This is a genomic window from Streptomyces sp. NPDC002566 (assembly GCF_042889585.1).
GTDB lineage: Bacteria > Actinomycetota > Actinomycetes > Streptomycetales > Streptomycetaceae > Streptomyces.
This window is the reverse complement of sequence record NZ_JBIARD010000002.1, coordinates 1,181,249-1,200,534: the sequence shown is the minus strand read 5'-3', so window position 1 is coordinate 1,200,534 and position 19,286 is coordinate 1,181,249. Positions and strand designations below refer to the sequence as shown.

Genomic DNA, 19,286 nt, shown 5'->3' with positions numbered 1-19,286 from the left:
TCAGGTGATTGCCCCGCGCCTCGTGGGCGGGCCGGCCGTCGCAGGGGTACGGCGATTCAGCAGAGGACGAACGCTGATTGCCGTGAGGAGCGTGGAAATGTACGCAGCAGTGCGGCGGTACGAAGGGGTGACCGATGCCGCCGAGGCGGCTCGGCTCGTGAACGAGGGGTTCGTGCCGCTCATGCAGCAGGTCTCCGGATTCGTGGCCTACTACTGGATCGACGCCGGTGACGGGGTGATGGTCTCCACCAGCGTCTTCCGGGACCGGGCCGGCGCCGAGGAATCGATCACCAAGGCCGCGGACTTCGTACGGGAGAACCTCGCGGCGCTGCTTCCCAACCCGCCGCAGGTCGTGGCCGGCGAGGTGGTGGCCTCCGCGTGACGGCCGCCCCGGCCGAATCCACGTGGGCGAAACCCTCGTGAGCTGGGATCGTGGCTGTGTGTCGAAGTGGATGAAGAGGAAAGTCCCGGCCGGTCCGCAGGACCCTGAGCCGGGGCTTTCCCCCTACCAGCGGGAGATGCGGGACCGGCTCCTCGCGGCCCCTGTGCTGCCGGCGCCCGAGCCGTGGCGCCGGGTCGTGTGCTCGCCGGTGGGCGGACTTCTCGGGATCGGGTTCGCCTCGCACCCCGGCACCGGCCACGATGTGGTGATGGTCGTCTCGCACGACGGCCACGGTCTGTTCGACGCCGTCACGGGGGAGAGGATCGCCCGGGACCGGGACCCCGCCCCCGAGGACAGCACCCCTGACGCGGCGCCCGACCTGTCGTGCCCCGGCCTGGGCCCCATGGCGGGGAGCAGGGTGCACATCGCCGGGCTCTACGGGGGCGGGCTGCACACCACGACCGAGGACGGGTGGACCGTGGAGGCCGTCGTCCCCGCGTGGCCGCACGAACGTGTCCTGCTCTCCCGCGACGGCGGCCTGCCGCACGCCGGTCGGCACGGCGGCGACTGGTGGCACGTCTTCCACTGCACCTACTCCGAGCTGCGAGCCGTCGGCTTCTCACCGACCGGGCAGACCCTCGCCGTCGCGACGAGCAGCGACCTCTCGCTGTGGACCCGCAGGACTGACCGCGGTCTCCGAGGCGAGGGCGCTCACTCCACCTCGACGCCGAAGTCCCGCACGAGTTCCTCCAAGCCGCCCGGGTAGCCCTTGCCGCCCAGGACGAAGTCCCAGTCGCCGTTCGCCCTGCGGCGGAAGGAGCCGAGGACCAGGGCCGTTTCGCGTGGCCGGCCGTCGGAGACCTCCAACTGCCCCAGTTCGGCCAGGGCGGGGTCGAGGAGGCGGATGCGGGCGTCGGTGAAGCCCGAGAGGTCGGCGTCCGGGTTGACCTCGGGGTCGACGGCGGCCACGAGCACGAACCGGTCGGCCTCGGCCGGCAACCCCTCGAAGGAGACGCAGATCGCGGCCTTGTCGGGTGCCGGGGCCGGCAGGGCGCGCACCGAACCGTCCGGTGTCGCCGGGTTGTTGAAGAAGACGAAGTGATCGTCGCTGAGAACGCTGTTGCCACGGCAGACGAGAGCGCACACGTCCAGGGCGACGCGTCCGGTCCACGACATGCCCAGGATGTTGTAGTCCGGCGGCAGTTGGGCGTCCGGCGGTGAAGGGGACGGCTGCACGCCGGCCTGCCGGCCCCCGTCGCCGAGCCGCCCGCTCAGTCCGTGACGGTGCAGCAGGTCGACGAGCTCCGCTCCTGAGACCAGTTCCAGCGGCTTGCCGTTGGCGAAGGTGTGCGAGCCGGGGCCGAAGCCCGAAGTCGTCACCAGGACACCCTTGTTGGCGCCGGTGTCCTGCACCGTCCCGTACAGGTCGCGCACGGCGGTGGGCGGCACGGTGTTGCGGTAGCGCTTCACCTGGACGACGATCTTGCCGCCCCGTATCGGCGTCGGATCCAGCGCGTCGACGTCCACGCCGCCGTCGTTGGAGCGCTGGGTGGTCACCGCCTGCATGCCCATCGCCCGGAAGAGGTCGGCCACCAGGCCCTCGAAGGCGACCGGATCCATCGCGAACAGGTCCGGTTCCTCGCCGCCGCCGTGGGCGACGACAGGGTTGCCGACCTCGTGCGGCCGACGGCCCGGCCGTACGGGCGTGAGCTGGTCCGGCCGGGGCGACAGCTGTCCGCGCAGCGCGTCGGCCAGGCAGCTGCCGGCGTCCACCTGGGCCAGATGCAGGTCGCGGAAGGAGGAGCGCGCGGCCATGACGGTCGCGAGGAAGATGTGGCCCGGGCGGCCCGTCGTCGGATCGTGTCCGTCGACGAACCCGTTCAGGGCCACCGACTCGAGCGCGCCCTGCTCGTCGGCCGCGAAGAGCTCGTGCAGGACGAGCAGCACGCACTGCGCCAGCACCTCCCGGTACAGAGCGCGCCGCTGGCTCACCGGGCGGGGCGTCTCCTTGTACTGGTCGGTCGAGGCCGTCCACTTCACGGACTTGGTCTCGGGGACGACCGTGTACGGGGGCAGCTCCCAGTCGAGCACCAGCTGCCGGGCCGCCGGGTCGTAGGCCGCCGCGACCTGGCGCGGAAAGGCCTCGGGCCACGCGGTCGAGGCGTACAGCGCGGCGGAGAAGTACTGGACGACGGACTCGGGGTCCCCGCGCCGCACGCCGTCGGTGACGGCGGTGACGCCGGCGTTGTGGCCTCGCACCTCGGCCAGCCGGGCGTCGGCCCACTGCTGGTACTCCCGCTCATAGGAGGCCAGTTGACGCTGCCGTTCGGCCTCCGCGGCCTGGGCGGCGCGCCAGTCGTGCTCGAAGCGGGCCTGCGCCTCGGCCTGGGCCTGCGCCCGGCGACTCGCGCTCCAGCCGCCCTGCGCCTGGTAGTGGTGGAACTCCGGCATGGGCACGGGGTGCGCCAACGGGCCGGGGGCGAAGGGCTGTACGTCCTCCGCTCGCAGGAGCGTGGAGGCCCGGAAGGGAGGGGCCTGGCAGCCCGCGACGAGAAGGCCTTGCAGGGAGGCGACCTGCGCGTCCAGTTCCTCCGTGCGCCGCACTGCCTCCGCCTGCCGGTACTCGCGGTGGCTCTGCACGGCCCGCCGCTCGTAGGCGCGCGTCTGCTGCTCCTGAAGTCGTCGCCGTCTGGCTTCGGCGTCCAGTTGGCGTTGCTGCTGCCGCTGCATCTCGGCCCAGACGCCGACGAAACCAGTAGAGCGACGACTCATGTGCTGCGGGCCCTCCCCCCGTACTCGACAGCCGAAGCCAATTGGTTGTCCCCACAACAACTTACGGCGAAACGACTCCGACCAGCGATCAGGGACTCCCGCACCCGCCCGGCGGGACTGCTCCGGCAGGCCGAACGTTCACGTGCGGGCACGCGCACAACGGGGAGTGTCCCCTCTACGCCGCCCTGACCACGTCGCCCCGCACGGCCGCCGCCCACTCGACGACCAGCAGTTCGTACTCGGACCGGTCCTTGGCCGACAGACTGCCGCCCGTGCGCTGCCACAGCGCACGGATCTGCTCGTTCACCTCGGAGGCGGAGCGCACGGAACCACGGACCACGAAACTGGGGGACATGGCGACAGCCTAGGGGCAAGCGCTGACAGTGCGCCACCGAACGGCTACGCAGACCGTATGTCCTCGGTCACGGCCCACCGCGCTTGCCGAGGCGTCCTGCCGGGGACTCAGCCCGCCGACTCCGCCGCGTGCGGACTGAGCGCGCCCATGGCGACCAGGACGATGATGACGATGCCGAGCACCACCCGGTAGTACACGAACGGCATGAAGGACTTCGTGCTGATGAACTTCATGAACCAGGCGATCACGGCATATCCGGACGCGAAGGCGATCACCGTCGCGAACGCCGTCGGGCCCCACGCCACGTGGCCGCCCTCCATCGCGTCCTTGAGCTCGAACGTGCCCGAGGCCAGCACCGCCGGGATGGCCAGCAGGAAGGAGTAGCGGGCCGCCGCCTCGCGCTTGTAGCCCATGAACAGGCCGCCGCTGATGGTGGCGCCGGAGCGGGACACGCCGGGGATGAGTGCGCAGGCCTGGCAGAGGCCGAATATCAGGCCGTCCTTCACGCCCAGGTTCTCCAGCCCCTTGCGCTGCTTCGGCGCGCGGTGGCGGCCGCCCTTCTCGTCGCGTGCCGCGAGCCGGTCCGCGACGCCGATGACTATGCCGACGACGACGAGCATCGTCGCGGTGATCCGCAGATCGCGGAACGGCCCCTCGATCGCGTCCTTGAGGGTGATGCCGAGCACGCCGATGGGGATCGAGCCGACGATCACCAGCCAGCCCATCTGGGCGTCGTGGTCCTTGCGCATCTCCTTGGCGAAGAGTGACCGGGACCACGCGGACAGGATCCGACCGATGTCCTTGCGGAAGTAGATCAGCACCGCGGCCTCGGTGCCGATCTGCGTGATCGCGGTGAAGGCGGCGCCGGGGTCCTCCCAGCCCGAGAAGGCCGCGGTCAGCCGCAGGTGCGCGCTGGAGGAGACGGGGAGGAACTCGGTCAGCCCCTGGACGAGTCCGAGGATGAGGGATTCAAACCAAGACATGAGGTTACGGAGTCCAAGTGCCGATCGGGGGGCGGCGGACACGGCGGGCCGCCGCGCGCGCGGTGATCAAGGGGGTGTGTCAAGGGGCAGCGTAGCGCCCCCGGGTGACAGACCCGGCACAGGGGTTTCGGAGCGGGCGGCGCGGGGGATAGGCGCGGCGCGGTTGAGCAGGGCGGATGTGTTGACCGGCCAGGGGGCCGACGCATAGTTTGCTGGCTGAATGAAAGCGCTTGCTGCGTGAGTGGGTCGACCCGTTCGCCCGGTCGCTCGGTTGTTCGGTCGTTCGTCTGAGGAGTGCTGATCCCGCACATGTCCCCATCCGCTCCGCTCGCCGGCCGCCGCATCCGCGCCGCCGTCATCGGCACCGGCGCCATCGCCCGCGGCTCCCATCTGCCCGCGCTCGCCCAGCTCGCCGCGGAGGGGGAGACCGAGGTGGTCGCGGCCGTCGACATCGATGCCGCCGCCGTCGAGGCCTTCTGTACGGAAGGCGGGATTCCGCACGCCTACACCGACCTGGAGCGCATGCTCGCCGAGCAGCGGCCCGACCTCGTCACCATCTGCACCCCGCCGACCCTGCACCGCGCGCAGAGCGTGGCCGCGCTGCGCGCCGGGGCCTGGGTGTGGTGCGAGAAGCCCCCGGTGCCGACCCTCGCCGACTACGACGCCGTGGCGGCCGAGGAGGGGGCCAAGGGCGGTCCGTACGCCTCGATCGTCTTCCAGCACCGGTTCGGTTCCGGCTCCCGGCATGTACGGCGGCTGCTCGCCGAGCAGGCCCTCGGCCGGCCGCTCGTGGCGCACTGCCAGACCACCTGGTACCGCGACGCCGCCTACTACGCCGTCCCTTGGCGCGGCCGTTGGCACACCGAGGGCGGCGGCCCCGCCATGGGCCACGGCATCCACCAGATGGACCTGCTCCTGGACCTGCTCGGCCCGTGGAGCGAGGTGCGCGCCATGGCCGGGCGGCTCGTCCACGACGTGGAGACCGAGGACGTCTCCACCGCCCTGGTCCGCTTCGAGAACGGGGCCATGGCGACGATCGTCAACAGCGTCCTCAGCCCCGACGAGGTCAGCCGTATCCGCATCGACTGCGAACTCGCCACCGTCGAGCTCACCCACCTCTACGGCCACTCCAACGCCGACTGGCGCGTCACCCCCGCCCGGGACGTCCCCGGCGACCGCGCCGCCGCCTGGCAGGACTTCGGCGCTGACGTGCCCAGCTCGCACCTGGCGCAGCTGCGTGAGCTCGTCGCGAGCATGCGCGCCGGGGAGCGGCCGCGCAGCAGCGGCACCGACGGGCGCACCAGCCTGGAGCTGATCAGCGCGCTCTACAAGGCCGCGTTCACGGACGTGACGGTGAAGCGGGGCGAGATCGGCCCCGGCGACCCCTTCTACACGGCCCTGCACGGCGGCGCACCCGGCTGGGCGCCCGCCGCCCCCGCTGCCGCCGAGGAGGTCTCCGCATGACCGGCCTGCGTCTGGTCCACGCGCACGGCGACCGCGTCACCGTGACGGACCCGGTCGGCGGCGTCGAACTGCTCGCCTACGTCTACCGGCCCGAGGCGGCCTGGGAGGCGCCGAAGCCGTACATCCACCCCCTGCGCACCCTCGCCGGCGACGTCGTCACCGACTACCGGCCCAACGACCACCGCTGGCACAAGGGCCTGTCGCTCACCGCGTCGCACCTCTCGGGCGCCAACCTGTGGGGAGGGAACTCCTACGTCCACGGCGAGGGGTACCTCGAACTCCCCGAGCGGGTCGGCTCCATGGCGCACGTCGCCTTCGACGAGGTCTCGGCCGACGCCGGCCGGGCGGTCATCGCCGAGCGGCTGACCTGGCATCCGCACAGCGGCGAACTGTGGGCCGACGAACACCGCAGGATCGAGGTGCACGACGTCGACCGGGCCTCCGGCTCCTGGGCGCTGACCTGGACGAGCGCCGTGACCAACCGCCGTGACGAGCCGCTGCGGTTCGGCAGCCCGACCACCGCGGGACGCGAACTCGCCGGGTACACAGGACTGTTCTGGCGCGGGCCGCGCGCCTTCCGTGACGGGCGCATCATCGGGCCCGACGGCGAGGGACCGGGACTGATGGCCTCACAGAGCCCCTGGCTCGCGCTGTCCGGCGAGCACGACGGCGCCGACGGCCACGCCACCGTCGTCTTCGCCCATGCCCCCGAGAACGACCACACCGGCGAGCGGGGCGCCCACCCGTCCCACTGGTTCGTCCGCAACGACCCCTTCGCGGGGATCGCCCCGTCCTGGGCGTACTTCGACGAGCTGGAGCTGGCCCCCGGCGACACCCTCACCCGCCGCTACCGCGTCGTCGTGGCCGACGGGGCCTGGGAGCGGCAGGAGATCGCCGACTATCTCAAGACCCACCCGTGGTGAGCGCCTACGACGGCCTGCCCGGCGGCGTCGCCGTCTCTCACCTGTGCGTCTACGACTGGCCCGCCGCCGACGGGCTGCACGGCGGCACGCCCCATCTCCATCTGGCCTGCTCGGAGGGGTACGTCGTCACCGGCGGGCGCGGGGCCGTGCAGACGCTCACCGCCTCCGGGTTCGAGGAGACGCCCCTCGCGCCCGGCACGGTGGCCTGGTTCACGCCGGGCACCATCCACCGGCTCGTCAACGAGGGCGATCTGCGCATCACCGTCCTGATGCAGAACAGCGGGCTGCCCGAGGCGGGCGACGCGGTCCTCACCCTGCCCCCGGAGTACCTGACGGACCCGGAGACGTACGCAGCCGCCACCACGGTCCCCGCCGACGCCCCCGAGGACGAGCAGGCCCGGATCGCCCGCGCCCGCCGCGACCTGGCACTGGAGGGCTACCGCATCCTCCGCGAGGCGGACGGCCCCGGACCGCTGACCGCCTTCCACCGCGCCGCCGCCGCCCTCGTACGGCCCCGGCTCGCCGAGTGGCGCGAGCGCTGGCAGCGCGGTGCGGCGGCCGCCGCGGCGGCGACGGGGGACCAGCTCGACCGGCTGGCGGACGGCGACGTCACCCACCTCGCCGACGCCGCCGTGCACGCCGAACAGCCCTCGGCGTACGGGAAGTTCGGCATGTGCGGGCGGCTGGACGTGTACCGGCCGCGGTGATGACGCGCGGTCAGCGCGAACGCAGGTGGTGGCGCTTGCGCCAGGCCAGCGCGGCGCCGGCCAGCGCGGGCACGGCGATGACTGCCATCGAGATCAGGAACAGCGGCGAGGTCGGGGAGGCGGCACTGGACCCGGCGACGACGTACGCGGCCGTGTTGGGCACCGAGCCGAGCGCGGTCGCGAGCAGGAACGGCGCCCAGCCCATCCGGGAGACGGCGGCGCAGTAGTTCGCCGCCCAGAACGGCACACCGGGGAACAGCCGGGTCGCCAGCATCGAACGCAGCCCGTGCCGGCTCAGCTGGTCGTCCGCGGCCTTCAGCAGCCGGCCCCGCAGCAGCGGCCGCAGCGCGTCCTGGCCGAGGAACCGGCCCAGTCCGAAGGCGAGTCCCGCGCCCAGCACCGTCCCGGCCAGGGCCGCGCCGAAGCCCAGCTGTGAGCCGAACACCGCGCCTGCGGCCAGGTTCAGCAGCGGCCTCGGCACGAACGCCACCGTGCACACTCCGTACGCGGCGGCGAAGACGAGCGCCGCCGTGACGCCGCCCAGCTGGGGCGGCCACCCGTCCGCGAGCAGCTTCTGCGGCTCGAACATCAGCACGCCCGCCGCGGCCGCCGCGAGCAGCACCACCAGCAGGGCGAACCGGGCCCACGGCGAGAGCAGCGCTCTTGAGCAGCGCGCCGCCAGGCCGACGGGCGCCGGCGCGGAAGCGGCGACGAGGGGAACGGGCAGGGGCACGGGAACGACGAGCTCCGTGGCGGCGGCCCGGGGAGAGGCCGTGGCGGTGCCCCCAGAGCGGGTGGTGGCATCGAGCATCAAGCGACAGTAACTGACGAACAGGTGTGATCGCCGTATGGTCCGTCTCATGATGGTCACAGGTGGACGAACGATCGGTGTACCGCACAGCGTTCTCGCCGACACCGTCCTGGAACGGCTCACCGCCGCGTACGCCGCCGCGGCCGATTCCGGCCGGGCGGCGGCCATGCGGGCCTACATGAAGGACGTGGCCCCGTTCCTGGGCCTGCCCACCCCCGAGCGCCGGGCCCTGTCCCGCACGGTGCTGGCGGGCACGCCCCGCCCCGACGAGACGGACTGCACGGCGATCGCCCTGCGCTGCTGGGCGCTGCCGGAGCGCGAGTACCACTACTTCGCCGTCGACTACCTGCGCCGCCACGCCGGGCGCTGCACCTCGGGCTTCCTGCCGGTGGCCCGTCACCTCGTCACCACCGTCCCCTGGTGGGACACCGTCGACCTGCTCGCCGCCCACGTCGTCGGCGCGCTCGTCGCCGCCGACCCGCGGCTGAGAGCCGAGATGGACGCCTGGATCGCCGACGACGACCTGTGGCTCGCCCGCACCGCCCTGCTCCACCAGCTCCGCCACAAGGAGCGCACCGACGCCGGCCGCCTCTTCGCCTACTGCCTGCGTCAGGCCGGCCACCCCGACTTCTTCATCCGCAAGGCGATCGGCTGGGCCCTGCGCGAGTACGCCAAGACGGCCCCCGAGGCGGTCCGCACCTTCCTCGACCACGAGGGCCGCCGGCTCTCCCCTCTGTCCCTCCGCGAGGCGACGAAGAACCTCCCCTGAACTCCCGGATCCGCCTCGGGAAAACCGTTCGACAGGCGCCGGGCGGTCGGCGAGGATCTGACACATGTTCCGGTACGCCTTCCTCCTCGCAGCATCCGCCGTCGCGGATGCGCCGAAGGCTGCCGTCGCTGTTCTCACGGCCGTCGTCGACGGCGCCCGAAGCTGACCCTCTCCGGATCGTCCGGCGGACCCCGCAGGGGGAGGGTCGGCGCATCACTCGGGGTCCCCGTCCCGGCCGGCGCTTCACCGCCGCCGGGGCCGTCACGCAGCATCCTTTTCCGAGAGGCTCCGGTTTCGCCATGCCCAAGACGGCATACGTGCGCACCAAACCCCACCTGAACATCGGCACCATGGGCCACGTCGACCACGGCAAGACCACCCTGACCGCCGCCATCACCAAGGTGCTGGCCGAGCGCGGCAGCGGCACCTTCGTGCCGTTCGACCGCATCGACCGCGCCCCCGAGGAGGCGGCGCGCGGCATCACCATCAACATCGCGCACGTCGAGTACGAGACCGACACCCGCCACTACGCGCATGTCGACATGCCCGGCCACGCCGACTACGTCAAGAACATGGTCACCGGAGCCGCGCAGCTCGACGGCGCGATCCTCGTCGTCTCCGCGCTCGACGGGATCATGCCGCAGACCGCCGAACACGTGCTGCTCGCCCGGCAGGTGGGCGTCGACCACATCGTCGTCGCGCTCAACAAGGCCGACGCCGGGGACGAAGAGCTGACCGACCTCGTGGAGTTGGAGGTGCGCGAGCTGCTCTCCGCGCACGGCTACGCCGGTGACGCCGCGCCCGTCGTACGCGTCTCCGGGCTCAAGGCCCTGGAGGGCGACCCGCGTTGGACGGCGTCGATCGCCGCGCTGCTCGACGCGGTGGACACCTACGTGCCCATGCCCGAGCGGTACGTGGACGCGCCGTTCCTGCTGCCGGTGGAGAACGTGCTCACCATCACCGGCCGGGGCACGGTCGTCACCGGCGCGGTCGAGCGCGGCACGGTGCGGGTCGGCGACCGCGTCGAGGTGCTCGGCGCGGGCGTCGAGTCCGTCGTGACCGGTGTGGAGACCTTCGGCAAGCCGATGGACGAGGCGCAGGCCGGCGACAACGTGGCGCTGCTGCTGCGCGGGGTGGCGCGGGACGCCGTCCGGCGGGGGCATGTGGTGGCCGCGCCGGGGAGCGTCGCGCCGCGGCGGCGGTTCACGGCGCAGGTGTACGTGCTGTCGGCGCGCGAGGGCGGGCGCACCACGCCCGTCTCCACCGGCTACCGGCCGCAGTTCTACATCCGCACGGCGGACGTCGTCGGGGACGTGGACCTGGGGGAGACGGCGGTGGCCCGGCCCGGGGACACGGTCAGCATGACCGTGGAACTGGGGCGTGAGGTGCCGCTGGAGCCCGGTCTCGGCTTCGCCATCCGCGAGGGCGGGCGGACCGTGGGCGCCGGGACGGTGACAGCCGTGGTGTGAGAACGGCTGGGACGGGTGGGGGACCGCGGGGCCGGTCACGGCCGGTCCCGCGGGCCCTCACCCGCGCTTCCGGGTACGGGTGCTGTATCCCCGTGGTCCTTCGAAGCACCGTTCCGCGGGCAGAATGAGGGCGTGAACGACGAGCCCATACCCGTCGCCCGGGTCACCGACCAGGGGACCGTCAAGCTGATGCCCGACATCGACCGGGAGCGTGCCTGGCTGCTGACCGTCGACGGGGCGCCGCAGTCGTACGTCGACCTCGACGACCCGACGTACCTCGAGTTCGAGTACGCGCGGCGGCTGGGCCACGCGCTCGACGTCGTGGCGGAGCCGGGCCGGCCGCTGGACGTGCTGCACCTGGGCGGGGGAGCCCTCACCCTGCCCCGCTACGTGGCCGCCACCCGGCCCGGCTCCCGGCAGCACGTCGTCGAGGCCGACCACGGGCTGCTGGACCTCGTCGCCGAGCATCTGCCGCTGCCCGCCGGCGTCGGCGTCACACTGCACGCCGACGACGCGCGGGCCTGGCTGGAGGCGGCGCCGGCGAGCTCAGCCGACGTGCTCGTCGCCGACGTCTTCGGCGGCTCCCGCGTCCCCGCCCACCTCACGTCCCTGGCCTACGCCCGCGAGGCCGGACGGGTCCTGCGTGCCGACGGCGTCTACCTGGCGAACCTCGCGGACGCGGCGCCGTTCGCCTTCCTGCGTTCCCAACTCGCCACCTTCGCCGAGGTGTTCGATGAGCTCGCGCTCATCGCGGAACCGGCGGTGCTGCGCGGCCGCCGCTTCGGCAACGCGGTCCTCGTCGCCGCGCACCGCCCGCTCGACGTGAGCCCCCTGGCCCGCCGCACCGCCTCCGACGCCTTCCCGGCCCGGGTCGAACACGGCCCCGCCCTGCGGGACTTCATCGGCGGGGCCCGCCCCGTGCCGGACGAGGAAGCGGTGCCGTCGCCGGTCCCGCCGGCCGGGGCGTTCGGCGTCGGGTGATATCGACGCCCGGCGTCCGCCCTCCGCCGCCGGTCAGCCCTCCGTCGGATCCCCGTGCAGCCGTACGGTGTTGAGGATCTGCATGATGGTCGTCCTCGGGAGTTCGCCCTTCACGCCCTTGGCCGTGTACAGGTTCCAGGACACGTAGTCGCCCTTGGAGTTCTTGAAGCCGAAGGTGATCGCCTGGCCGTCGCTCGCGCACTTGCCCTTGTCGGGCGTGTTCGTCGACTGCGCCCAGGCGTAACTGCCCTTGACGCCCGAGGCGGTGGTGTAGGGCGTCGCCTTCTTGTCGAAGCTGATGCTCTTCTTGTCCGGCTCGGTGTAGCCGCCGAAGACCCACCAGGCGGGGGTGTTGACGGCGATCTCGTCGGTGTTCTTGGCGCCCTCCGCGCCCTTCGTGCCGACGACCGCGAGCGCGGAGTCCTCGGTCTTGCCGTCCTTGTCGTCGTCGGACGTGCACCACTTGGACTTGTACTCGGCGGTGCCCGACTGGATGATCGAGTCGTAGCCGTTCGGCTTGCTCTTGTCCTCCCACTCGAAGCCCTGACTGAGCGTCGGCGACTGGATCTCCCAGTCCGCGGGGACATCGAAGGCGGTGCCCCGCTTGGGGTTCACGACGACCTTCCAGCCCGGGACGGTCGGCTGGAGCGTCTCGGTGCCGCGCGGGTTGTCGCCCCCGGCGGCGGAGGCCGACGCCGAGGCGGACGCCGACGGCGAGCCGCTCGTCCCGGCGGTCGCCGCCGGGCTCTTGCCGCCCTTGCCGGTTGCCTCGTCCGACCCGTCGTCCTTGCCGCCCAGCACCAGGAAGCCGGTGACGCCGGCCGCCACCACGACGGCCGTGGCCGCCACGATCGCGACCAGCTTCGTACGGTCGCCTCCTCCCCCTCCGCCGGGCTGCTGCGGGCCGGCCGGGGTCGGGACGTTCCACTGCGGCTGTGTGCCGTAGGGGTCCGGCTGCTGGTAGCCGGGCTGCTGATAGGGATTCGGCTGCTGGTATCCCGGCTGCTGGTATCCCGGCTGCTGGTACGGGTTGTTCTGCGCCTGCGGGTTCTGCTCTCCCCCGGGCGGCTGCTGTCCTGGCCACATGGCCAGAAACCCTAGTGCCGTTCCTGACCTGAAGAGGTCCCCACCCCTTGTCAGGTACGTACCGATTCGGTGGACGGGGCTGGTGGACGTAGGCTACTCATGGGTAACATCGCGGTATGAGCGCAGACCAGATGTCCGTCGGCGAGATGCTCGCCGCCACCGTTCCCATGGCCCGGACCCTCAAGCTGGAGTTCCAGGAGACGAGCCCGGACAAGGCCGTGGTCGCCCTGCCCGACCAGAGCGACTACCACAACCACGTGGGCGGCCCGCACGCCGGCGCGATGTTCACGCTCGCGGAGTCCGCCAGCGGGGCCATCGTCCTCGCCGCGTTCGGCGACCAGCTCTCCCGGGCCGTGCCGCTCGCCGTCAGCGCGGAGATCCACTACAAGAAGCTCGCGATGGGCCCCGTCACGGCCACCGCCACGCTGGGCCGCCCGGCCGCCGAGGTCGTCGCCGAACTCGACGCGGGCGGCCGCCCCGAGTTCCCGGTCGCCATCGAGATCCGCCGCGCCGACGGGGCGGTCACGGGCGAGATGACGGTGGTGTGGACGCTGCGGCCGAACAGCTGAGGGCGTCCCCGACGGGCGGGCGGGGGGCATCGGCCACCGCAGGCCGGTGAACGCCGCCCCGCTGGCCGGTCGCCGCGGGGCTTCATGAGTACGCCGGTGACCGCCGCCCCGCTCACCGGTTGGGCCCGGGGAGGCGCGGGGGCGGTCACCGCCGCCGGCGCCGGTTCCGGACGATCCGGTCGCCCCTCCGCGCCACCTTCATCGACCGCACCCCGCGCGGATCACGCCACCCACCTCGCCCCTTCCCCGGTCGGGGCCTCCAGGCTCGTCACGAAACCCTTCAGCCAGGCGATGAACTCCGGGCCCAGGTCCGGGCGGTCGCACGCAAGGCGGACCACCGTGCGGAGGTAGTCGGCCTTGTCCCCGGTGTCGTAGCGGCGGCCCGAGAAGAGCACGCCGTGGACCGTGCCGGCGGCGGCCAGCTCCTGGAGCGCGTCGGTCAGCTGGATCTCGCCGCCCCGGCCGGGCGCGGTGCGCTCCAGGACGCCGAAGACGGCCGGGTCGAGGACGTAGCGCCCGATGACCGCGTACCGGCTCGGCGCGTCCTCGCGGGCGGGCTTCTCGACGAGACCGGTGACGCGTACGACGTCGTCCTCGCCGGAGGCCTCCACCGCCGCGCAGCCGTAGAGGTGCACCTGCTCCGGCGGAACCTCCGTCAGTGCGACCACGCTGCCGGCGTACCGCTCCCGAACCTCCAGCATCCGGCTCAGCAGCGTCTCGCGCGGGTCGATGAGGTCGTCGCCGAGGAGCACGGCGAACGGCTGGTCGCCGACGTGATGGCGGGCGCACAGCACCGCGTGCCCGAGGCCGAGCGGATCGCCCTGCCGGATGTGGTGGATGTCGGCGAGGCGGGCCGGATCGCGCACCGCGTCCAGCCGGACGGTGTCGCCCTTGGCGGCGAGGGCCTGCTCCAGTTCGAAGGCCTGGTCGAAGTGGTCCTCGATGGCCCGCTTGTGCCGGCCGGTGACCATCAGCACGTCGTCCAGCCCCGCCGCGGCGGCCTCCTCGACGACGTACTGGATGGCCGGCTTGTCGACGACCGGGAGCATCTCCTTGGGGGTCGCCTTCGTCGCGGGCAGGAAGCGGGTGCCCAGACCGGCGGCGGGGACGACCGCCTTGCGCACGGCACGGGCGGCACGGCCGGGTGCGGGCCCGGCGGACGACGCGGACGAGGCCGGCGGCGCTGAGGGTTCGGACGGTGCGGACGAGGCCGGCGGCGCTGAGGGTTCCGACGGTGCGGACGAGGCCGGCGGCGCTGAGGGTTCGGACGGTGCGGACGAGGCCGGCGGCCCTGACGGCTCGGACGGCGCGGACGAGGCCGCGGGGGAGCGGTGGGGGACGTTCATGCCGATCATGCTGGCCCGCGCCGATGAGAGTTCCCCCGGAGCCACATCAGAGGTTCCTGTGGGGCGGGGTGCGCGTCGCCCGACTTTCGGCGGGAACGAGCCGACCTCGCGAGTTGGCCTCCGCGGTCCGAACCAATTTCGAAAACCGGTACGGATACCGCCGGTAACTTATCGAAAAGACATGCAATTTGAACTCGCGTCACTCGAACTTCTTGTTTCCTGTGATGCCTGTGTGCGAAGGTGAGCCTCCCCCGCGGGCCGGTCCGTTCGGCGTACCACAACTCGGTCGGGTGGGAGTGCAATTCGCGTGCCGCTCGTCGGCCAGGAAGGAAAAGCGTCGCGTGCCGTCCGCCAACCCCCCACGTCCGCCCTTTCCGCCCCGCCCCGGGCACACCCCCGGGGATTCCGACCGGGATCTCGCCGCGCGACTGGGCACAGCGGGCAACGCGCGCGCCGTCGCCCTGCTCCTCATCCGGCACTGGCAGGCGGCGCACGACTACGCCACCGTCTGCCTGGCCGGCCACGAAGACTCGGCGCGACTCGTGGCCGCCGCCGCGTTCCACGAGGTGTTCGGCATGGCGGCGGACGGCCCCCCGGGCGGCGCGCTGCGCCCCCGACTCCTCGTCGCCGTACGGAACACCGTGCGTGACTGGGCCGGCAAGGGCGAGATGGTCGCCATGCTGCCGGAGTTGCGCAAACCCGTCGGCGCTCGCGGACTGCGGGCCGCGCGGCCCGGGACACCCGAAAGGCGACAACTCGCCGAGCACGCTTTCCGGTCCCTTCCCACCGCATCCCAATACCTCTTGTGGCATGCGGAAGTTGAGGCCGAACCCATAACCGTACCGGCTGGTCTGCTGGGCGTCGACGCCGCCACCGCGCAGACCGGTCTGGAGCGGGCACGCGTGCAATTCCGGGCCGCCTGCGTACGCGCCCACCGGGAACTCGCGCCGTCGGCCGAATGCCACTTCCCCAACCGGCTCCTCGACGTTCCGCCGCACGACGGCGGCACCCCGCTCCCCGAAGCCCGCGAGCACCTCGCGTATTGCCGTCACTGCCGGCACACCGCCGAACAACTCAGCCATTTCGAGGACGCGTTGGACGTCCTGCTGGCCGAGACCGTCCTCGGCTGGGGCGCCCGCCGCTACCTCGAATCCCGCCCCGGACGAGCCACCGCCGCCGAGACGCCGGCCCGGCCCGCACCGGTACGCCCCGCCGACGGGGGACGCCATTACCGCACCACGTCGGACGGCGTGCTCGTCCTGCCGGGCAGGCGTCGTCGCGCCGCCCTCGCCGGCGTCGGCCTGACCGCCGTCGCCCTGCTCGCGAGCGTGGTCGTGACCAAGGGCCCGGCCGGTGACGGCGACGGCGGTCCCGGCCCCCGCGTCACCTGGGGCGCGCCCGCCGGCGGGCCCGGCGTCCGCGAGTTCGCCGCCGAGGCCGACGGCGGCAGGGGGCCCGCGGCCGAGGCCGACGGCGGCCGGGAGTTCCCGGGCGTCGCGCACCAGCCCGCCGGCTCCTCGTCGACCGACTCGCCGGCTTCCTCCGTCCCTCGCGTCGCCGCGGCCGCCCACGGCAGGCTGCGCAGCGCGGCCACCGGCCTGTGCCTGGACACCGAGGGCGGCCGGACCACGGCCGGCACGCCGGCCGTCCTCGCGGCCTGCTCGTCCGCCGCCTCCCAGCGGTGGTCCTACGGGGCCGACGGACTCCTGCGCAGCGCCGCCGCCCCGGTCCTCTGCCTCACCGCCGACCCCGGCCGGGGCACGGCCGCCCTGTCCGGCTGTGCGGCCGGCCCGGGGGAGGTCCTGTTCGACCTGACCGGCCGCGGGGAGCTTGTGCTGCGGCGCGACGGGGGCGTCCTGGCGACCGGTGCGGGCACCGGCGCGGGAGGCGCGAGGACGTACGTCGTCGTCATGAAGCGGGACGGCTCCGTGGGGCAGCGGTGGGTCTTCGACGCCGGCGAAGCGCGGACGGCGCCGGTCCCGGGCGGCGGGACCACGGCGCGGCCGCCCTCGACGGCCGCCCCGCAACGACAGGAGCCGCCTGCACGCCCGTCGTCCCCCGGCGACGACGCCCCGGCCGCCCCGGCGGCACCCGTCTCGCCCGACCGCGAGGCCGCCCCCGGCCACGGCGGGCGGTTCGCCCAGGTGGGCTGCTGCCGGACGCCCGACCCGAAGCCGACCCCGGATCCCCGCTCCGAGCCGGCCCCGCCGGGCGCCGTACCGGGCGGCGTCGTCGTGGACCGCGTTCCACGCGTCGGCGCGCTCGCCCTTGTGCCGCCGGGCGCCCCGGGGAACGCGCGGCTCACGAGGGCGACCTCGGCTTTCGGCCACTGACGCGTCACACCGCGCACAAGGACGGATGGGTACGGCCGGGTGACCCGGTAGGCTTCCCGGCGTGCGCCCGCTCAGGCGCGCGCCGGGAATGCGGGGTCGTGAGTCGTGGATCACGCAGGGTCGTAGGTCGCAGATGGGGAGGAACCGGCGGTGCACGTCCAGGAGTGGCTAGAGGCCGTACCCCCGGTCGCCATCTACGCGCTGGTGGGCCTGGTCATCGGGCTGGAGAGCCTCGGCATCCCGTTGCCGGGCGAGATCATCCTCGTCTCCTCCGCGCTGCTCGCCTCCCAGAACGGCGAGATCAATCCCGTGATCCTCGGCGCCTGCGCCGTCGCCGGGGCCGTGATCGGCGACTCCGTCGGCTATGCGATCGGCCGCAGGGGCGGCCGCCCGCTGCTGGCCTGGCTCGGCGGGAAGTTCCCCCGCCACTTCGGCGAGGCGCACATCGCCACAGCGGAACGGTCCTTCGAGAAGTGGGGCATGTGGGCCGTCTTCTTCGGCCGCTTCATCGCCCTGCTGCGCATCTTCGCGGGACCGCTCGCGGGCGTGCTGCGGATGCCGTACTGGAAGTTCCTCATCGCCAACGTCCTCGGCGGGATCGTCTGGGCGGGCGGCACGACGGCCGTCATCTACTACGTCGGCGTCGTCGCCGAGGCGTGGCTGAAGCGGTTCTCCTGGCTGGGACTGGTCGCGGCCGTCCTCATCGGCCTGACCTCCATGCTCGTGCTCAAGCGCAAGGCCAAGAAGATGCAGGGCGCCACGGCGGAGGAAGCGGGCGCGGGGGCCGAGGCGGAGCCGGTCGGGGCCACCGAGTAGCCGACGCCCCGCCCCGCCTCCCGCAGGGCGCGTCTACTCGTGCACCTTCCGGTGCGCGCCCGCCAGCTCCGCGTACAGGGTGCCGTTGAGGGTGACCCCCTGCCGTTCCTCCTCCGTGAGCTCCCGCTTGACCTTGGCGGGCACTCCCGCCACCAGGGAGCCCGGCGGCACCTCCATCCCCTGCGGGACCAGCGCCTGCGCGGCGACCAGCGACCCGGCCCCGATCACCGCGCCGTTCAGCACGGTCGCGCCCATGCCGATGAGGCAGTCGTCGCCGACGGTCGCCCCGTGGACCACCGCGTTGTGCCCGACGGACACCCGCTCGCCGATCGTCACGGGGAACCCCGGGTCCGCGTGCAGCGTGCAGTTGTCCTGGATGTTGCTCTGCGCGCCGACGGAGATCGACTCGACGTCCCCGCGCACCACCGCGCCGTACCAGACGCTCGCCCCCGCCTCCAGCGTCACGCCGCCGATCACCGAAGCCGTCGGCGCCACGAACGCCTCCCCGTGGATCTCCGGTTCCCTGCCGCCGATGCCCGTGATCAGCGCCTTGTGCGTCATCACCGTCTCCTGTCCGTCCGCGGTACACCGGCACCGTACGCCACCCGGTGGGGTGAAGATCACAGGCCCGGGGCGTCACCGCCTCGTCGCGCGCTGAGTACGGTGTCCGGGTGCCGAAGAGCAAGAACACGTTCTCATCCTGGCGGCGCCGCCTGGGGCAGCGGGCCGTCCACGCGGGCTGGGCCTGGGTGCAGCGCACCGGCTCCGTCACCGCCGAGCACCCCGGCCGCCTCCGCTTCGGCGCGATCGGCGCGGCCACCCGGCTCGCCTTCCCGCTGGGCACGGTCTTCGGCGAGCCGTGGATCCACCTCGGCTCGCACTGCATCGTCGGCGAGCAGGTGACGCTGACGGCCGGTCTCATGCCCGACCTGGACCTGGGGCCCGACCCGATCCTGCGCATCGGCGACGGTGTGGTGCTCGGCCGCGGCAGCCACGTCATCGCCGACACCACGGTCACCATCGGCAGCGACTGCTACTTCGGCCCCTACGTCTACGTCACGTCCACCAACCACTCCTACGACGATCCGCACGAGCCCATCGGCAAGCAGTGGCCCCGGATGGAGTCCGTGGAGATAGGCCCCGGCTGCTGGATCGGCACCGGGGCGGTGATCCTGCCCGGCGCGCGGATCGGGCGGAACGTCGTCGTGGCGGCCGGCGCGGTGGTACGCGGCACGGTGCCCGACCACGCCGTGGTCGCGGGCGCCCCCGCCCGGGTCGTACGGCGCTGGACTCCCGCCGAGGGCTGGCAGCCGCCGCTGCGCACCCCGGCGCCGGTGCCGATCCCGGATGGGGTGACGTCCGAGCAGCTGGTCGCGCTGTCCGGGCTGGACGAGGAGTCGGCGGCGCGGCTGGCGGAGCTGGAGCCGGAGCGCTGACCGGCCCCCGGTCACGGCGCCGCGCCCCGGCGCACCCGGCCGCCGCCCGGGCCGTCACGCAGTACAGTTCCTTGCACGAGCGAG

General features: G+C 73.2%; 19 protein-coding genes. 12 read left to right on the top strand and 7 right to left on the bottom strand.

Features of this window, described 5'->3' with window-relative positions; genetic code table 11:
* Window positions 1-97: 97 nt before the first annotated feature.
* On the top strand, window positions 98-382 hold the full coding sequence (locus ACFYXA_RS12340; RefSeq protein ID WP_351098039.1) for a hypothetical protein: 285 nt from the start codon (window positions 98-100) through the stop codon (window positions 380-382).
* 70 nt (window positions 383-452) lie between these two features.
* Window positions 453-1,148, top strand: a complete 696-nt coding sequence (locus ACFYXA_RS12335; protein WP_389031717.1) for a hypothetical protein — start codon at window positions 453-455, stop codon at window positions 1,146-1,148.
* Here the strand turns inward: ACFYXA_RS12335 and ACFYXA_RS12330 are convergent.
* The 3 genes from ACFYXA_RS12330 to ACFYXA_RS12320 form a co-directional block, all read right to left on the bottom strand.
* Complete coding sequence (locus tag ACFYXA_RS12330; protein ID WP_389031413.1) at window positions 1,094-3,154, bottom strand: restriction endonuclease; 2,061 nt, start codon at window positions 3,152-3,154, stop codon at window positions 1,094-1,096. The genes ACFYXA_RS12335 and ACFYXA_RS12330 overlap by 55 nt on opposite strands.
* Window positions 3,155-3,329: 175 nt before the next feature.
* Window positions 3,330-3,509 carry a hypothetical protein gene (locus ACFYXA_RS12325; RefSeq protein WP_389031410.1) on the bottom strand — a complete coding sequence of 60 codons (180 nt, stop codon included), beginning with the start codon at window positions 3,507-3,509 and terminating at the stop codon, window positions 3,330-3,332.
* 107 nt (window positions 3,510-3,616) lie between these two features.
* Window positions 3,617-4,492 carry an undecaprenyl-diphosphate phosphatase gene (locus tag ACFYXA_RS12320; RefSeq protein ID WP_389031407.1) on the bottom strand — a complete coding sequence of 292 codons (876 nt, stop codon included), beginning with the start codon at window positions 4,490-4,492 and terminating at the stop codon, window positions 3,617-3,619.
* Between the two features lie 309 nt (window positions 4,493-4,801).
* Between ACFYXA_RS12320 and ACFYXA_RS12315 the strand changes: the two genes are divergently transcribed.
* Genes ACFYXA_RS12315 through ACFYXA_RS12305 form a run of 3 tightly spaced genes read left to right on the top strand, consistent with a single transcriptional unit; the run spans window position 4,802 to window position 7,586 of the window.
* The gene (locus tag ACFYXA_RS12315) at window positions 4,802-5,956 is read left to right on the top strand and encodes a Gfo/Idh/MocA family protein (RefSeq protein ID WP_389031404.1); all 1,155 of its coding nucleotides are present in this window, start codon (window positions 4,802-4,804) and stop codon (window positions 5,954-5,956) included.
* Window positions 5,953-6,879 (top strand): PmoA family protein, encoded by a 927-nt coding sequence (locus ACFYXA_RS12310; protein ID WP_389031401.1) that lies wholly within the window; start codon window positions 5,953-5,955, stop codon window positions 6,877-6,879. The genes ACFYXA_RS12315 and ACFYXA_RS12310 overlap by 4 nt, the downstream gene beginning before the upstream one ends.
* The gene (locus ACFYXA_RS12305) at window positions 6,873-7,586 is read left to right on the top strand and encodes a cupin domain-containing protein (protein ID WP_389031398.1); all 714 of its coding nucleotides are present in this window, start codon (window positions 6,873-6,875) and stop codon (window positions 7,584-7,586) included. The genes ACFYXA_RS12310 and ACFYXA_RS12305 overlap by 7 nt, the downstream gene beginning before the upstream one ends.
* A gap of 10 nt (window positions 7,587-7,596) precedes the next feature.
* Here ACFYXA_RS12305 and ACFYXA_RS12300 read toward each other — a convergent pair whose 3' ends face one another.
* Window positions 7,597-8,397, bottom strand: coding sequence for a TVP38/TMEM64 family protein (locus ACFYXA_RS12300; protein ID WP_389031395.1), 801 nt, complete (start codon window positions 8,395-8,397; stop codon window positions 7,597-7,599).
* Between the two features lie 49 nt (window positions 8,398-8,446).
* Here ACFYXA_RS12300 and ACFYXA_RS12295 point away from each other — a divergent pair, with 49 nt between their 5' ends.
* The 3 genes from ACFYXA_RS12295 to ACFYXA_RS12285 all read left to right on the top strand — a co-directional run bounded on the left by ACFYXA_RS12295 (window position 8,447) and on the right by ACFYXA_RS12285 (window position 11,616).
* On the top strand, window positions 8,447-9,166 hold the full coding sequence (locus ACFYXA_RS12295) for a DNA alkylation repair protein (protein ID WP_389031392.1): 720 nt from the start codon (window positions 8,447-8,449) through the stop codon (window positions 9,164-9,166).
* A gap of 299 nt (window positions 9,167-9,465) precedes the next feature.
* Window positions 9,466-10,635, top strand: coding sequence for an elongation factor Tu (gene tuf / locus ACFYXA_RS12290; RefSeq protein ID WP_389031389.1), 1,170 nt, complete (start codon window positions 9,466-9,468; stop codon window positions 10,633-10,635).
* A gap of 189 nt (window positions 10,636-10,824) precedes the next feature.
* A complete protein-coding gene (locus ACFYXA_RS12285; protein WP_389031714.1) occupies window positions 10,825-11,616 on the top strand; it encodes a spermidine synthase in 792 nt (263 codons plus the stop codon).
* 33 nt (window positions 11,617-11,649) lie between these two features.
* Here ACFYXA_RS12285 and ACFYXA_RS12280 read toward each other — a convergent pair whose 3' ends face one another.
* Window positions 11,650-12,702, bottom strand: a complete 1,053-nt coding sequence (locus tag ACFYXA_RS12280) for a hypothetical protein (protein ID WP_389031385.1) — start codon at window positions 12,700-12,702, stop codon at window positions 11,650-11,652.
* Between the two features lie 131 nt (window positions 12,703-12,833).
* On the opposite strand from ACFYXA_RS12280, the gene ACFYXA_RS12275 reads away from it, so the two are divergent.
* Window positions 12,834-13,271 (top strand): DUF4442 domain-containing protein, encoded by a 438-nt coding sequence (locus ACFYXA_RS12275; protein ID WP_130440609.1) that lies wholly within the window; start codon window positions 12,834-12,836, stop codon window positions 13,269-13,271.
* A gap of 221 nt (window positions 13,272-13,492) precedes the next feature.
* Here ACFYXA_RS12275 and galU read toward each other — a convergent pair whose 3' ends face one another.
* Window positions 13,493-14,395: a UTP--glucose-1-phosphate uridylyltransferase GalU gene (gene galU / locus ACFYXA_RS12270; RefSeq protein WP_389031382.1), complete on the bottom strand. Its 903-nt coding sequence runs from the start codon at window positions 14,393-14,395 to the stop codon at window positions 13,493-13,495.
* Between the two features lie 563 nt (window positions 14,396-14,958).
* Between galU and ACFYXA_RS12265 the strand changes: the two genes are divergently transcribed.
* Both ACFYXA_RS12265 and ACFYXA_RS12260 read left to right on the top strand, forming a co-directional pair.
* The gene (locus ACFYXA_RS12265; protein ID WP_389031379.1) at window positions 14,959-16,950 is read left to right on the top strand and encodes a ricin-type beta-trefoil lectin domain protein; all 1,992 of its coding nucleotides are present in this window, start codon (window positions 14,959-14,961) and stop codon (window positions 16,948-16,950) included.
* Window positions 16,951-17,100: 150 nt separating this feature from the next.
* Complete coding sequence (locus ACFYXA_RS12260) at window positions 17,101-17,766, top strand: DedA family protein (protein ID WP_352252996.1); 666 nt, start codon at window positions 17,101-17,103, stop codon at window positions 17,764-17,766.
* 33 nt (window positions 17,767-17,799) lie between these two features.
* Here the strand turns inward: ACFYXA_RS12260 and ACFYXA_RS12255 are convergent, their stop codons facing one another.
* Window positions 17,800-18,327: a gamma carbonic anhydrase family protein gene (locus ACFYXA_RS12255; protein ID WP_130439799.1), complete on the bottom strand. Its 528-nt coding sequence runs from the start codon at window positions 18,325-18,327 to the stop codon at window positions 17,800-17,802.
* Window positions 18,328-18,437: 110 nt separating this feature from the next.
* On the opposite strand from ACFYXA_RS12255, the gene ACFYXA_RS12250 reads away from it, so the two are divergent.
* Complete coding sequence (locus tag ACFYXA_RS12250; protein ID WP_352252994.1) at window positions 18,438-19,202, top strand: acyltransferase; 765 nt, start codon at window positions 18,438-18,440, stop codon at window positions 19,200-19,202.
* Window positions 19,203-19,286: the final 84 nt, after the last annotated feature.

Bases quoted from the DNA above. Each gene is read 5' to 3' on its own strand.
- ACFYXA_RS12275 (WP_130440609.1), top strand. From the start codon at position 12,834: ATGTCCGTCGGCGAGATGCTCGCCGCCACCGTTCCCATGGCCCGGACC.
- ACFYXA_RS12335 (WP_389031717.1), top strand. From the start codon at position 453: ATGAAGAGGAAAGTCCCGGCCGGTCCGCAGGACCCTGAGCCGGGGCTT.
- ACFYXA_RS12330 (WP_389031413.1), bottom strand. From the start codon at position 3,154: ATGAGTCGTCGCTCTACTGGTTTCGTCGGCGTCTGGGCCGAGATGCAG.
- ACFYXA_RS12295 (WP_389031392.1), top strand. From the start codon at position 8,447: ATGATGGTCACAGGTGGACGAACGATCGGTGTACCGCACAGCGTTCTC.
- ACFYXA_RS12310 (WP_389031401.1), top strand. From the start codon at position 5,953: ATGACCGGCCTGCGTCTGGTCCACGCGCACGGCGACCGCGTCACCGTG.
- ACFYXA_RS12325 (WP_389031410.1), bottom strand. From the start codon at position 3,509: ATGTCCCCCAGTTTCGTGGTCCGTGGTTCCGTGCGCTCCGCCTCCGAG.
- ACFYXA_RS12285 (WP_389031714.1), top strand. From the start codon at position 10,825: ATGCCCGACATCGACCGGGAGCGTGCCTGGCTGCTGACCGTCGACGGG.
- ACFYXA_RS12255 (WP_130439799.1), bottom strand. From the start codon at position 18,327: ATGACGCACAAGGCGCTGATCACGGGCATCGGCGGCAGGGAACCGGAG.
- ACFYXA_RS12280 (WP_389031385.1), bottom strand. From the start codon at position 12,702: ATGTGGCCAGGACAGCAGCCGCCCGGGGGAGAGCAGAACCCGCAGGCG.
- ACFYXA_RS12320 (WP_389031407.1), bottom strand. From the start codon at position 4,492: ATGTCTTGGTTTGAATCCCTCATCCTCGGACTCGTCCAGGGGCTGACC.
- tuf (WP_389031389.1), top strand. From the start codon at position 9,466: ATGCCCAAGACGGCATACGTGCGCACCAAACCCCACCTGAACATCGGC.
- ACFYXA_RS12300 (WP_389031395.1), bottom strand. From the start codon at position 8,397: ATGCTCGATGCCACCACCCGCTCTGGGGGCACCGCCACGGCCTCTCCC.
- ACFYXA_RS12315 (WP_389031404.1), top strand. From the start codon at position 4,802: ATGTCCCCATCCGCTCCGCTCGCCGGCCGCCGCATCCGCGCCGCCGTC.
- ACFYXA_RS12340 (WP_351098039.1), top strand. From the start codon at position 98: ATGTACGCAGCAGTGCGGCGGTACGAAGGGGTGACCGATGCCGCCGAG.